At 69.9% G+C, this 14,336-nt stretch carries 8 protein-coding genes; 6 read left to right on the forward strand and 2 right to left on the reverse strand.

Annotation, left to right across the window (positions count from 1 at the left end; translation table 11 throughout):
* A complete protein-coding gene (locus ACGFIB_RS28340) occupies positions 1-1,866 on the reverse strand; it encodes an N-6 DNA methylase (protein WP_393376175.1) in 1,866 nt (621 codons plus the stop codon).
* 150 nt (positions 1,867-2,016) lie between these two features.
* Here ACGFIB_RS28340 and ACGFIB_RS28345 point away from each other — a divergent pair, with 150 nt between their 5' ends.
* From ACGFIB_RS28345 to ACGFIB_RS28360, 4 genes are read left to right on the forward strand one after another with little or no spacing between them, the layout of a single operon-like run.
* The gene (locus ACGFIB_RS28345) at positions 2,017-4,419 is read left to right on the forward strand and encodes an AAA family ATPase (RefSeq protein ID WP_393376177.1); all 2,403 of its coding nucleotides are present in this window, start codon (positions 2,017-2,019) and stop codon (positions 4,417-4,419) included.
* A 1-nt stretch (position 4,420) separates the two neighbouring features.
* Positions 4,421-4,783 carry a hypothetical protein gene (locus ACGFIB_RS28350; RefSeq protein WP_393376178.1) on the forward strand — a complete coding sequence of 121 codons (363 nt, stop codon included), beginning with the start codon at positions 4,421-4,423 and terminating at the stop codon, positions 4,781-4,783.
* 43 nt (positions 4,784-4,826) lie between these two features.
* Entirely contained in the window at positions 4,827-6,170 is a 1,344-nt protein-coding gene (locus ACGFIB_RS28355) for a metallophosphoesterase family protein (protein ID WP_393376180.1), read from the forward strand.
* On the forward strand, positions 6,167-9,784 hold the full coding sequence (locus ACGFIB_RS28360; RefSeq protein ID WP_393376182.1) for an AAA family ATPase: 3,618 nt from the start codon (positions 6,167-6,169) through the stop codon (positions 9,782-9,784). The genes ACGFIB_RS28355 and ACGFIB_RS28360 overlap by 4 nt, the downstream gene beginning before the upstream one ends.
* Before the next feature lie 263 nt (positions 9,785-10,047).
* Here the strand turns inward: ACGFIB_RS28360 and ACGFIB_RS28365 are convergent, their stop codons facing one another.
* Positions 10,048-12,063 (reverse strand): N-6 DNA methylase, encoded by a 2,016-nt coding sequence (locus tag ACGFIB_RS28365; RefSeq protein WP_393376184.1) that lies wholly within the window; start codon positions 12,061-12,063, stop codon positions 10,048-10,050.
* 146 nt (positions 12,064-12,209) lie between these two features.
* Between ACGFIB_RS28365 and ACGFIB_RS28370 the strand changes: the two genes are divergently transcribed.
* Together ACGFIB_RS28370 and ACGFIB_RS28375 are read left to right on the forward strand one after the other, a co-directional pair.
* Positions 12,210-12,689 (forward strand): hypothetical protein, encoded by a 480-nt coding sequence (locus ACGFIB_RS28370; RefSeq protein WP_142571576.1) that lies wholly within the window; start codon positions 12,210-12,212, stop codon positions 12,687-12,689.
* 40 nt (positions 12,690-12,729) lie between these two features.
* A complete protein-coding gene (locus tag ACGFIB_RS28375) occupies positions 12,730-14,328 on the forward strand; it encodes a GMC family oxidoreductase (protein WP_393376186.1) in 1,599 nt (532 codons plus the stop codon).
* Positions 14,329-14,336 lie beyond the last annotated feature (8 nt).

A 14,336-nucleotide genomic window follows, 5' to 3' on the forward strand; every position in this document is an offset into this window, starting at 1 on the left:
TCACTCGCCTTCCGGAAGGGGGTCGAATACTCCGGTCGTCAGACCATGATGCGCGAGCCGTACGACATCATCACCGAGAGCCGCGGCACGGTGCAGCAGCTTGGCGAAGTCGGCGAGCCTGCGAAACTCGGCACCGTAGCGCCGCTGCTCGTCCAGGGGAAGCCGTGGGATGACCGCTCGCCGCACGTCGTAGCGGAACGTGCCGGTGCCCGTGACTGCCTGGCGGACGTTGACCTCGCTGCGCAGGAATCCGGCGACGAAGTACGGGTCGAGCACGTCGGGGTCGCAGCGGAGAAGATGGCGGTCCGTTGGCGGCTCGTTCAGGGGCTCTGTGAGGACGGTGGGCGCCGAGGCCGCATCCAGGACCGGCACGAGAATGTCGCCGGGGCGCGGGCTGAGGCCCGAGCCCGGGGCGTCGCGGTTGAGCAGCACCTCTACGGCTCCCGCCTTCACCAGGTCGGCGATCGGCACCGTCGGCAGCGGCACGGGCGAGTCGGCACGGCCGTAGCGGACCGGCGGCTCCCCCACCAGCCGGTGAAGCAGCGGCACGAGGCCGGCCAGAGCGGTGGTGTGGTCGTCGGCGACAGCGTGAACCGGGCGCTGGATATGACGGGACGGTGTGAGGTCCACCTCGTCGTCGAGCAGGTCGACCACGGGGACATCGGCCATCACGCCGGGCTCACCGGCGATCGCGTCGGCCAGGCCCCGCAGCCGGTCCCGGTCGAGGGCCGAAGCGTCGATCATGCGCACCGTCATCGGGGATTGCGAAACGTCCGTTTGGGGCCGAGTGAGTATCCACAGGTGCAACCCGAGAGAGTGCCCGCTCGCCAGGCCGGGGGGCAACGCGACAACCTCGCGGAGCGCGCCTCTGCGTAGCAGCTCGCCCCGGATGCGCCGCCCCGACCTACGGGAAGCCGCCGCAATCGGCATCACCATGATCGCGGTGCCACCCGGCCGAAGGTGGGCGTAGCAGTGCTGGAGCCAGGCCAGCTCGGATTCCGCGCGGGGCGGCAGCCCGAACTCCCAGCGCGGATCGTAGCCGAGATCCTCATATCCCCACTCCTTGACCCCGGCCGGCGGGTCACAGGCGACGAGGTCATAGCCGGGTGCCATGGGGAACCGGTCGTCACGCAGCGAGTCACCGGCTCTGACATCACCCCGTCCCAGGCGGAACGCGGCGATCCGGGCAAGAGCCGGATCGATCTCCTGCCCGGCGGGGGATGCGCCTGTCTTGGCCGCCAGTGTCCGGAGCAGATTGCCCGACCCACAGGCGGGGTCGAAGGCCGTGCTGCCCGGCTCAGCCATGGTCGCGATCAGGGACGCCAGCTCGACAGAGGTGGCGGGGGCCGTACGCGAGGTCGAGTCGAGGTAGCGGCTGTGCAGTTCCTCGAAGAGGTCGTCGGCCGGATGCTGATCGGCGATGTCGGCGAGCCTGCGCCAGAAGGGCACCTGCGCCGGACGCAGCCCCTGCGGGAAGGGCGCCTGACCGGGCAGTCGCGACTTCCGGACGACCGCGCCAGGGAGTCGCTGCGCGATGACCTCATCCGGCTGGGATGCCCAGTCATCCCACAGACCCTCACAGGAGAGGAACGAGGCCACGTCGCCCAATGCTTCGGCCAATGAGCCGTCCTCGCTGTAGACGCGAAGCTCCTGCCAGAGGCGGTCGAGCGGCTCGATCGAAGCCGCCCGGCCGCGAGCGGCGAGCCAGCGCTCGACTTCCTGTAGCGCGTACAGCGGGTTGGCCGCTGTGCCGCCTACAGGAGACGGAAAGTCCGCATGCCGACGCCGCCAATTGCTGACGGCGGCCCGTTCCACCTTGGTCAGCCGCGCTATCTCGGCAGCGGTCACCGTCACCTGATCCCCCATATGAACCACCTCCCTCTAGTCAGCGTTAGCTAGAAACTAGCCCAAATGGGTTGTTCGCGCCACTCGAACAGGTGATTTATTGTTTGCTGCGCTAACACTCTGATCTAATGAGCGCGTTGAAACAAGGATCCTCCATCAAGGAGTCGCCTCGTGTCCGCCACCTCCCCCAGCACGGCACCGGACCTCCGGACCTCCGGACCCATCCACGAGATCGTCCACGCACGGCTGTCCCACTCCGACCTTCCCGGGGCCGCCAGTGAACTCGTCGAGAAGATCGTGGGCGAGTCGGAGGAGCACGGCCTGGAAGTCCGGCTCCCGCACGTGTACCTCAACGCGGTGACCGTGCACGGCTTCCGCGGAATCGGCCGCACGGCACGGCTGGAGATCCCGAAGGGACCCGGGCTCACGCTGGTCACCGGGCGGAACGGCTCGGGCAAGTCCAGCTTCGCCGAGGCCATCGAGGTCGCCCTCACCGGGGAGAACTCCCGATGGATCGGCAAGTCGCAGGTCTGGCAGACCTTCCGCAACGTCCACGAGGACGCATCGGCCGAGATCGAGCTGGAACTGCTCTTCGACGGCGACAGGGAACCCAGCATCGTCCGCCACGAGTGGACGGGAGCCAAAGTGGACGAGGCCGTCTCGACCATCGCGCGCCCGGGGCAGCCCGCCGTACCGTTGGGCGAGTCCGGCCTGGCCGGACCCCTTGCCCTGTTCCGCCCCTTCCTGCCCTACGCCCAACTGAGCAAGGTGCTCGACAAGCCCACCGGCCTGTACGAGAACATCGCGAAGATCCTCGGCCTCGGTCCCGTCGCCGACGCGATCGAGCGGATCAAACGGCTGGTCAAGGAACTCGACGAGACGGTCAAGCGTCCCGCGGCGCTGCTGCCCGGCCTGATCAGCGAGCTGGAGCCGGTGAACGATCCGCGCGCAGCCAAGGCCGTCGCGCTGCTTGGCGATCGCGCTCCCGATCTCGATCAGCTCGAAGCCCTGGTGAGTGGCTGGGAGCCAGAGGCGGACAGCGATATGGGAGCGTTGCGGCGCATCGCCGAACTCGTCGTCCCGGAGGCTGAAGCCGTACACGAGGCCGCGGAGCGGTTGCGTATCGCGGCGGCTGCCGTGGCCGCGCTGAGCGGCACCTCGGCCGAGGACGCCAGGCACCGCGCGGACCTCCTCGACCTCGCTCTCAGTCACCACCGGCGCCACCCGCTCGACGGTGCCTGCCCGGTCTGCGCCACCCCGGACCGGATCGACTCCGTCTGGGCCGAGCAGGCCGGACGCGAGGTCGGCCGGCTGCGGGGTGAGGCCGCGGCGGCGGACCGCGCCAACGCCGCGCGCCGCACGGCCCGCGAGGCCCTCCTCGGGCTACTCGGCGTCGCGCCGGGCTGGCTGCCCGAGCCGGTGAGGGAGGCATGGCAGGCTCTGCTGTCCTGCCGAGGCCTCACCGACGACGCGGATCTCGCCGACCGGTTCGAGGAAGGCGCCGAACGGCTTCGCCTGGCGGGCGACGACGCCGCGATGCAGGCCCGCGAGCGGCTCGCCGACCTGGATGCGACCTGGCGGCGGTGCGCCGTATCCGTCGCCTCATGGATCGGCGACGCACGAGCCGCCGCGCAGGCCAAGCCCCGCCTGACCGACGCGAAGAAGGCCACCCAGTGGCTGCGCGCCGTCCACGACGAGATTCGCGACGCCCGGATGGAACCGCACGCCCAGGAGGCCGGGCTCTACTGGCAGGTGCTGCGGCAGGAGAGCAACGTCAGCCTCGGGCCCATCCAGCTCGCCGGAACGGGGAACATGCGCCGCCTGCAGCTGGACGTCACCGTGGACGACGCCCCCGCCACCGGTCTCGGCGTCATGAGCCAGGGCGAGCTGCACGCGCTGGCGCTGTCGCTGTTCCTGCCCCGGGCGGCCACGCCGGAGAGCCCGTTCCGCTTCATCGTCATCGACGACCCGGTGCAGTCGATGGATCCGGCCAAAGTAGAGGGCCTGGCCAAGGCACTCTCGATGGTCGCGCAGACGCGTCAGGTCATCGTGTTCACCCATGACACCCGGCTGCCCAACGTCGTCAAGCAGCTCGCGCTGCCCGCCACGATCCTCGAGGTGATGCGGAAGGAAGGCTCGATCGTCTCCGTCGTCGAGTGCACCGATCCGGTCTCGCGCGCCCTGCGGGACGCCCGTGATCTGGCCCGCACGCCGGGCGTTCCGCGGGACGTGGCCGATACCGTCGTCCCTGGACTGTGCCGGGTGGCGCTGGAGGCCGCGTTCCTCGGGCTGGCGCGCCGCAGGCTGGGCGCCGCAGGGATCGGCTATGACGAGGTCGACCGCAAGGTCGCCTCGGCGCGGAAGCTCAGCCAGATCTCCGCGCTCGCGCTCTTCGGCGACATCGGACGGTCAGGTGACGTCATGGGCTGGCTGAAGCGCACCTACGGAGGCTGGGCCGCGGACGTTTACCGGGCCTGCCTCCACGGAGCAGGGCGGAACGCACTGCGGGGCTCGGGCGACGACCCGATCCAGCTGGTCGGCAAGCTGGCCAGCAAGATCAAAAAGGAGCACTGACATGGACCTTCTCGACCAGGCCGACCTGCTCCTTCGCGGGCGTTCCGACACCTTGAAGCCCGGCGTTCCCGGGTTGTGGCCACGGGCGGCGGCCTTCCTCATCCGGCTGGCCCTTGAGGAGGCCCTGACCGGCTTCTGGAAGCGGTCCGCTCCCGGCGTCGAGACCTGCACGATGCGCGCGCAGCTCCTGTGCCTGATGGCCTACACCGATGTCGACACCGCACGGATCGCAGCCGGGGCATGGGGCGCCCTCTGCGCGGCCTGCCACTACCACTCCTATGAGCTCGCCCCCACCTTCACCGAGCTCCGGACGCTGCATCGGGAGGTTACGACCGTCGCGACAAAGCTGTCACCGCCCGTCTGAACACCGGCCCGAGAGACGGGCGAACGGTCCACCCCCGCGCGGCATGTATTGGAACGATTCACGCATTTTGTCATTGGCATCACATTTATCTTTACGTCACGCCATCATCAATGATCAGCGTGCACATCCCCCGAGAGAAAGCCCCCAGGTGAAACTTCTCCACGCTGCCGATCTTCACATCGACAGCCCACTCCGCGGTCTCTCCTCGTACGAAGGCGCCCCGGCGGAGGAGCTGCGCACGGCCTCCAGGCGGGCGCTCGAGAACCTCGTCGCCCTCGCCACGTCGGAGCCCGTCGACGCGGTGCTTCTGGCCGGGGACATCTACGATGGAGACTGGCCTGACTACCAGACCGGCCTGTTCTTCATCCGTCAGATGTCCGAGCTTCGCGAAGCCGGCATTCGCGTCTACCTGGTCTCCGGAAACCACGACGCGCAGAACAGGATGACCCGGAGCCTGCGCCTGCCCGACAACGTCTTCATGCTCGACATCGAGGGACCCGAGACGAGGCGAGATGAGGACCTGGGCCTGGCGGTACACGGGCAGAGCTTCAAGCAGCGTGACGTCACCGACAACCTCGCACTCGCCTACCCGGATCCCTGCGGCGGATTGTTCAACGTGGGTCTGCTGCACACCGCGCTCACCGGGCGGGAGGGGCACAACCTCTACGCCCCCTGCACCGTGGACCACCTCGCCGGCAAGGGATACGACTATTGGGCTCTGGGCCATGTGCACACTCGCGAGGTCGTGTCGCAGGACCCGTGGATCGTCTTTCCGGGTAACATCCAGGGCCGTCATGCCCGGGAGACCGGTCCGAAGGGCTGCACGCTGATCACGGTCGACAACCTGCGAGTCGTCTCAGTCGAGCCCCGCGATCTGGACATCGCCCGATGGGAGCACCTCAGGATCGACGTCGGCGCGGCGACCGATCCCGACGCGGCGGTCGATCTGGTGGCCGAACGGCTCAGAGCCCTGGAGACCGGGCGGCTGCGGGCGGTCCGGATCAGCCTCACCGGCCGGAGTGGGGCTCACCTGCGGCTGTGGAGCGAGCAGCACCGCCTCGTCAACGAGGTCCGTTCGCTTGCCAACGACCTCGGCGACGTGTGGGTGGAGAAGGTGCGGATCGAGACCCGGCCGCTGGAAACTCCGGATGAAGGAGCGGCCGGTGTGCTCGCGGATCTGCGCCGCACCGCCGTCGAGCTTCGGGCCGATGAGGAGGCGTTCCGTCGGCTGATCACCGGGACAGCCCTGCTCAGCGGTCCGCTTCCAAATGAGGCCCGTGGCCGCGGGCGGATAGATCCCAGTGACTCCGAGTGGCTCCGCCGGATTGGCGACGAGGCCGTCGACCTGCTGGAAGCTGTGATCACGGAAGGCCGGGAGGGCCGATGAGAATCGACAGGCTTGACCTCACCGCGTTCGGCCCCTTCAGCGGGAGAACGCTGGACCTCTCCGCCCCCGGCGTCCATGTGATCGCGGGGCCCAACGAGGCGGGCAAGTCCACCGCGCTGCACGCCCTCGACCAGCTCCTCTACGGCATCGATCAGCAGTCGCCGTACGACTTCGTCCACCCGAAGCCGGAACTACGGCTTGGCGCCTTGCTCCGACACCCCGGCGGCACCCTGGAAATGGTCCGGACAAAGAGTCGTAGGGCACCACTTCAGAAGCCGGACGGTTCCCCTCTCGCCGAAGCGGATCTCATATCCGTCCTGGGCGGAGTCGAGCGGCTCACCTTCACCACCGTGTTCGCCCTGAACAGCGCCGAGCTGCGGCAGGGCGGTCAGGCGCTGGTGAGCGGCAAGGGGGATCTCAGTCAAGCTCTGGCCGCCTCCCGATCGGGGCTCAGCCTCACCAATGCGCTGCGGGACATCGAGGCGCGCATCGGGGAGCTCTACAAGCGGGCCGGTTCCCGCCCACGGATCAACGCGCAGCTCAACGTTCTGAGGGACGCGCGGGAACGCAAGCGGAACGCGTCGCTCCGCCCAGAGGAGTACCTCACGCTGCAGAAAGAGGTCGAGGCAGCGCAGGAGCGGCTTGACCGGCTCGCCGCCGAACTGATGGGCGCACGGAGCAGACAGTCCCGCCTCGCCCGGCTCAGTCAGACTCTCCCGGCGCTGCTCCGGTGCCGAGAACTCCTCGACGAGATGGAAAGCGTGTGCGTGGAAGGGATTCTAGCCCCGGCCGAGGCAGCCGAGCGCCTGCCCGCTCTCCATCAGGAGTTGAGAGAGGCCACGAGCCGCTTGGCCGGAGCGGAGGGGAAGCTCGACCAGGTCCAGCAGGAGTTGGCGGGGCTTGTGGTAGACAATGACCTCCTGGCCCACGCCGACACGATCGGAAACCTACTCCAGGACCGCAGGGCCGTACAGGAGGCCAGTCGCCGCCTTGGTAGGTCCAGCGGCGACTCGGCCCGCCTCCGGGAAGACGCGGAAAGCCTGCTGCAGCAGGTGCACCCCGACGCCACCCTCAGCGACACGGCACGGTACCGGGTGCCGAGGGCCGTGCGGTCCCGGATGCAGGATCTCCATGATCAGCGTAAGTTGATCGACAACAGCCTGGACCAGAGCCACCAGGCTCTGGCCGCCAGGCGCCGCAAGCTGGAGCAGGCGGAGAAGAAGCTCATCGAACTGCCTCCCGCCGAGGAGATCGAACCGCTGCGCGCCGCCCTCGCCGCCGTCCCGCACGATCTGCTCAACGGCATGTCCACCGCCGAGGCGGACAAAGAACGGCACCAGCAGCGCGCCAGGCAATTCCTGCGGGACCTGAAGCTGGGGACTCTCCCGGTCGAGGAAGCCGGGTCGGTCATGACGCCTTCGCGCGAGCAGGTCGACGCGCACGCCGACGCCCGCAACGAGCTCAAGCGTGACCGGCGCGAAATCGCCAAGAAGATCAAGACCTGCACAAAGCAACTGCGGGACAAGCATCTGGAGCTGGCATCGCTCCTGCGCAACGATCCTCCGCCGACCGAACACGACCTCGCCTCCGCCCGATTGAGCCGGGACGACCTCTGGCGGAGGATTCGCGACGAGCAGGGCTCGGATGGGGATGTGGCCGGAGAGTTCGAGCTGGCCATGAGCCAGGCCGACCAGCTCGCCGACCAGATGCGCCGCGACGCCCAGAAGGTGAATGCCCGTCTCCAGTTGGAGCTTGAGATCGCGAAGGCCGAGCAGGAGTTGGCCGGGCTGACCACGGAGCAAGAGGATCTCGCCGGCCAGGCGGAAGGTATGGAAGCCGAGTGGGCCCGGCTGTGGGAGGACTTCACCGGTCCCGTCCCCAGGACCGATGCCGCTGTCGCCATCCTGGACGACGCTAGGAGGCTCCGGGAGACAGTCGACGATCTCGGCGAGGCGGGCGCCCGGCTCGCCGTACTTCACGCGCAGGCGGTCCAGCACATCGCGCGGCTCCGCGAAGTTCTGCGTGACCCCGAAGGATCGGGTGCCATGACGAGCCTGGGCGCCGAGAACGTCTTGGCAGAGCTCCCCAATCTGCTGGAAATCGCCCAGCAGCGGCTCAAGGAGCAGGACAAGGCGATCCAGGATCGTGCCGCGCAGGAGGAGCGCGTCGCCGTAGAGCGCGCCGAGCTAAGCGAAGCCGCCGATCGTGTCGCCGAGCACGAGCGCGAGCTGATCGAATGGGAGACCGGCTGGCAGCATGTGCTGACGCAGGCCGGTCTGCCCGCGAGTCGCGACGCGGTCGGCGCCCTTGCCGACCTGGAACTGCTCAAGCAGGTGGCGGACAAGACGGCCGAGGCCAGTAAGACCGACCGCGAGACAACGCAGGCCGCCGCCAGAGTCGAGCAGTTCCACACGCTGCTGCGGACGACCGCAGGCGCCTGCGGATACCAGGTTCCTGAGGACGAGGCCGAACGCTATCTGCTCGCCGACAGGCTTCACGCGGATGCCCTGCGGAACAGCTCGAACGCGGAGAAGCGGGAGTCGCTGCTCACCGAGCAGGAGGGGCTCCGGGCCGATGCGCACGGCTACCGCGCGTCTGCGGAGAAGGCGGAGGCGGAACTGACCGAACTGGTGTCGAAGGCGGGGGTGGAGAGCGTCGAGGAGCTCGACCTCGCCGTACGGCGACGCGTCCGCCATACCGAGTTGGAGAGCTCCTTTTCGGAGGTGAGCGGCACCATCGCCACCGGCGGGGAGAGCCTGCACGACCTCATGGCGAAGGCCCAGGAGACCGACCCGGACCAGCTCACCGCCGAGCTGGCAGACCTCAACGGCCGCATCGACGACCTGGACGCGGAGCGGAGCGAGCAGTCCACGCTCCTTGGCGTGAAGAGGGCGGAGTTTCTGCGGCTCGACGGATCCGCACTCGCCGCCCAGGCCGCTGAGGAAGTCGAGACCGCTGCCGCGAGCCTGGTGGAGGAGACGGAGGAGTACCTCCGCCTGGAGATCGCCCGCACCATCCTGCGCAGGCACATGGAGGAGTACCGCAACGCCCAGCAGGACCCCGTCCTCACTCGCGCCGGCGGGCTGTTCCGGGAGCTGACGTTGTGCCGGTTCAGCGGGCTGGAACTCGACCCCGAGGACGACTCCCCCACAGTGCTGGCACGCTCTACGGCCCGCGGCCTCCTCCGGATCGGCCAGCTGAGCGAGGCCACCGCCGACCAGCTCTACCTGGCTCTGCGGCTCGCTACCCTGGAGCGGTACGCCGAGGAGGGCCGCGCCCTTCCCTTCGCCGTCGACGACATCTTCATGACCTTCGACGACCAGCGAGCTCGTGCCGCCCTCGCAGTGTTGAACGAAATGGCGGATCGATTCCAGATGATCGTGTTCACCCATCACGACCATCTGGTTGATCTCGCCCGTGAGGCGATTCCCCCCGGCCGGGTCCACATCCACCCCTTGCCGGAGTTCGTCCCACTTCAGAGAGAAGCGGCCGAGCCCACAATCCTCCAGCCTGTTGGAGAGCGCGCTTGCCGCACCTGCGGTGCCGCCCTTATCTACTCAGGCCGAGGCAGGCCGCCGGTCCAGTGCCCGGACTGCTCCGGCAGCCGACGATAGGAAGCCACGGCCTCCTCTTCTAGTCGGTTTTCGCGTCGGACGTTCGGCCCCACGCCCAGCTCCCTGGCCCTCATGGCCGCGCGCGGGAGATCGCCGAGCGCATCATGAGGAGCCCGCAGGCGGCCCGGCGGCTCACCCACGCCATCGTGCAGCGCCCATAGAAGCGCCGGCTGGTCGACGATCTCGCCTTCGGCGTCGCCCACGAGATGTTCGGCATCTCCGCCGACCGGCTCCGGCTGACGGAGGAGGGGCGCCGAGGTCCATCAGCTGTACGGCCGGCGGCCGTGCTCGTGCGGCCGTACGGCGCCGTGGGTGAGGCCGTCGGCCACCAGCCTGGACAGGTCCTCACCGAGCGCCGCCGCCTCGCGCAGGGCCGACCGGAAACCGGCCAGGCGCCGGAACACCTCGCCGTATCTGCGTTGGTCCTCCATCGGCAGCACCGGCAACTCCGCACGCCGTACGTCCACCCGATAGCGCGAGGACATGGCGGTGTAGTGGCGGACGTTGGCGGACGCGCAGAGGAAACCCGCGAGGAAGTCGGGGTCGAGCACCTCGGGATCGGGCCGCAGCAGGGAGAGGTAGGGGCCGAGCAGGGCGCCGCCCTTCGTCAGCACCTGCGCGACCGGGGCGGTCACGACCTGCGGCACCACGACGTCGCCGGGCCGCGTGACGATCGGTCTCGCCCCGGCGTGCTCGGAGGATCCCGTCGCGTCCCGGTCGTCGAGCACGTCCTCGACGGTGAGGACGGGCATCCCCCGAGGAGCCTCCTGTCCCGGCCGGGCCGGCGTCTGCTGCTCCACGGCGAGCATGCCGCGCCGCACCAGCTCGGGCAGCGGGACCAGGGCGAGCTCGTCCGCCGGCGCAGCCGCGACGGACGGCAGCAGCCCGCCGACGGTCTCCAACAGCTCGGCGAGCCGGGACCGGGCGCCGGCGATCCGCTCCGGCGACAGGTCGTCGGCCCCCGTGGACAGGTAGCGGGCGGGGGTGAGGTCCACGTCCTCGTCGAGCAGATCGACGAGCGGGACCGACCTGCTGACGCCGGGCTCGTCCAGCTCGCGCCCCGCGCCGAACTCCCGCCACGCCCCGACGGCCACCCCGGCGTAGTCGTCCGGCCTGCCGGAGGTGTCGACCATCAGCACATGGCTCGGCGTGCCGCCTTCGGACGGCTGGCACAGGATCCACAACGTCAGGCCGACCGCCACGTTGGGCACCGCGCCCTGCGGAAGCGCGATGACCGCGCGCAACGCACCGCGCCGCAGCAGCTGGGACCTGATCCGGCGGCCCGATCTGCGGCTGGCGACGGCCGGGGGCATGAGGAGCACGGCCACGCCTCCCGGCGCGAGGTGGGCGAGCGCGTGCTGCACCCAGGCCAGCTCGGGCTCCACGCGCGGCGGCAGGCCGTACTCCCACCGGGGGTCGGCCGTCAGCTCCGCGTAGCCCCAGTTCCGGTCGTTGAAGGGGGGGTTGCACACCACGGCGTCCGCCAGCTCGCCGGGGAAGGCGTCCGCGCGCAGGGAGTCTCCCGGCCTGATCCGCGCGTTGTCGCAGCGCAGCGCGAGCCGTACGGCGGTGAGCCGGGCGGCCACCGGATCGACGTCCTGGCCGAGCAGCCGGGCCCCGGGCGCGCGCTCAAGCGCGCGGCCGAGCATGCGGCCCGAGCCGCAGGCCGGGTCGAGCACGGAGCCGAACCCGTCGCCCACGAGGTCGAGCGTGAGCGTGACGATCTCGGCGGGAGTGGAGTAGACGCGCCGGGTGTGCACCTCGAAGTACCGCTCACGCAGGAACTCGAAGGTGTCGCGGACGCCGCGTTCGGCGGCCAGCCGGGCGATGGAGCGGACCAGCGGCACCCTGGTCACCGGCACGGACTCGGGAAACGCCTCCGCGCTGACAGTCTTCGCGCACGTCGCGCGCACCCGGGCCGGAAGTCCCCGCGCCACCTCCTCGTCGGTCCCGGCCGAGAGCCTGCGCCAGTCGTCCGCCTCATGCCGCACGTACACGAGGAAGGCCCCGAGGTCGGCGATCAGGTCGGCGAGGTCGTCGTCGTCGACGGTGGTGCGCAGGTCCTGCCAGAGCCACTCGTCCGGAGGGAGGTCCCTGCCCTCGGCGTGGCCGCGCAGCCACTCCCGGATCTCCGCGAGGGAGAACGCCGGGCTGGTGGACGTGCCTCCCACGGGCTCGGGAAAGTCGTCGTGCCTGCGCCGCCAGTTGCTGACCGCCGCACGTCCCACGCCGGCCAGGCGGGCGATGTCCGCCGCGGTGACGTGTACGTCTCGCCGCACGCCGCTCCGCCTTCCGCCAGTTCTCCGATCAGACCGGACCATATCCGATGCCCCGGACATGGGCAACGTCGCACCAAGGGCTGGTTGATTGTGTCAACACATGCTCTAATGGACGCCATAAGTCATCGTGGAAGGGAGCAAGGATCGTGAGCACTCCCATCACTCGCCTCAGGTCACTTCGCCGCGGCCGCGCGATCCACCTCCTGGACATCGAGAACCTGACCGGATCCCCCCTTCCGACCACCCACGACGTACGGCGGGTGATGGGCGCCTACCAGCACAGGGTGCCGGTCGGGCCGCTGGACCAGTTCATCGTGGCGGTCAACCACAACGCGCTCGTCTCCGTGGGGATCGCGCTGCGGGGGGTGCAGTTGCTGGCCCGTTCGGGGCCGGACGGCGCCGACCACGCCCTCGACGAGGCGGCCCGCACGACCCGGGTGGACCTGCGGTTCGAGCGGGCGGTGATCGGCTCGGGCGACGGCTACTTCGCCGACCTGGCCCTCTGGCTGGCGGGCTGCGGCCTGCACGTCACCGTCGTCTCCCAGCGCACCTGCCTGAGCTGGCGGCTCTACACCGCGGTCCCCGACACCGTCACCTTCGAACTGCCCGTCCCCCAGGCCGCCTGAGGCCTACCGCTCGCCGCGGAGCCGGGGGCACCATGAGGGAATGATCGACTATTTGGTGATCGGAGCCGGGTCGGCCGGATGCGTCCTGGCCAACCGGCTGTCGGAGGATCCGGCCGTCCGCGTCCTGCTCGTCGAGGCGGGCGGCGCCGACCGCCACCCGCTCTACCACGTGCCCAAGGGATTCGGAAAGCTCTTCGACGATCCGCGGAAGGTCTGGCACTACCGGACACAGCCGTTCGGTCCCGACGGGCAGGCCGAGATATGGCCGCGCGGCCGGGTCCTCGGCGGGTCGAGCTCCATCAACGGCATGGTCTACAACCGCGGCCACCGCGCCGACTACGACGAACTCCTGCGACTCGGCAACCCCGGCTGGGGCTGGGACACGATTCTGCCGATCTTCCGGGCGATGGAGGACAACGCCCTGGGCGCCACCGCGACCCGCGGGGCGGACGGGCCGCTGCACGTGTCCCCTCCGCGCGACCCCGATCCCCTCTGCGACGAGATGATCGCATCCGGGGCCGCGCTCGGCCTGACCGCGATGCCGGACGTCAACGAGTCCGACGACGAACGTGTCGGCCACGCGATGGCGACCATCAAGGACGGGCGGCGGTTCAGCGCGGCCCGGGCCTTCCTGCACCCCGTGCGCCATCGGAGCAATCTCACCGTCGTGACCGGGACGACGGTGACCGGGCTGCTGTTCGACGGCGACAAGGTCGTCGGGGTCACCGCCCGGGACGCCGGCGGCGCCACCGTCGAATATCGCGCCACCCGGGAGGTCGTCCTGTCCCTGGGCAGCCTGGGCACGGTGAAGCTGCTGCAGTCGTCCGGCATCGGCCCCGCGCAGGTGCTGCGGGCGGCCGGTGTGGAGGTCCGGCTGGACCGGCCGATGGTCGGCGCCCGCATGCGCGAGCACCGGTGCCTGGCGCTGAAGTTCCGGCTGAAGGAGGACCTCGGCTACAACCGCATGCTGTCCACGCCGCTGCGGCAGGGCGTCACCGCGCTGCGCTACCTGATGAACCGCGGGGGTCCGCTCGCCGCGCCGGCCTACGACGTGATCGCCTTCCTCAAGACCCGGCCCGAGCTGGACCGGCCGGACGCCCAACTGCTGATGGGGCCGTGGTCGGTGGCGACGTACCGTGCGGGCGAGACGGTCGCCGTCGAGCGGCAGCCCGGGGTCTCGGTCGTCGCCGAGATCCTCCGCCCGACCTCGGAGGGCAGCGTGGCCATCACCTCCGCCGACCCCGGCGCGCCGCTTCGCATCGAGCCTGACTACTTCGGTACGGAGCACGACCGGCGCGTCGGCGTCGACCTGTTCCGCCGGATGCGCGAATACTTCGCCCAGGAGCCGATTGCGGGACGGCTGGCGTCGGAGACGTTCCCCGGTCCGGGGGTCGGCTCGGACGAGGAGATCATCGACGCGGCGCTGGGCGGCGGCTACTGCGGCTACCACGCCATGGGCACCTGCGCCATGGGCCCGGGCGACGACGACGTGGTCGACGCGCGGCTGCGCGTGCGCGGTCTCGACAACCTGCGGATCGTCGACTGCTCGGTGCTGCCCAGCATGATCTCCGGCAACCTGAACGGCCCCATCATGGCGATGGCCTGGCACGCCGCCGACCTCATCCTCGACAGAGCCTGACCCATGCG

Source organism: Microbispora bryophytorum (genome assembly GCF_043197435.1).
In the GTDB taxonomy this organism is placed as follows: domain Bacteria; phylum Actinomycetota; class Actinomycetes; order Streptosporangiales; family Streptosporangiaceae; genus Microbispora; species Microbispora bryophytorum.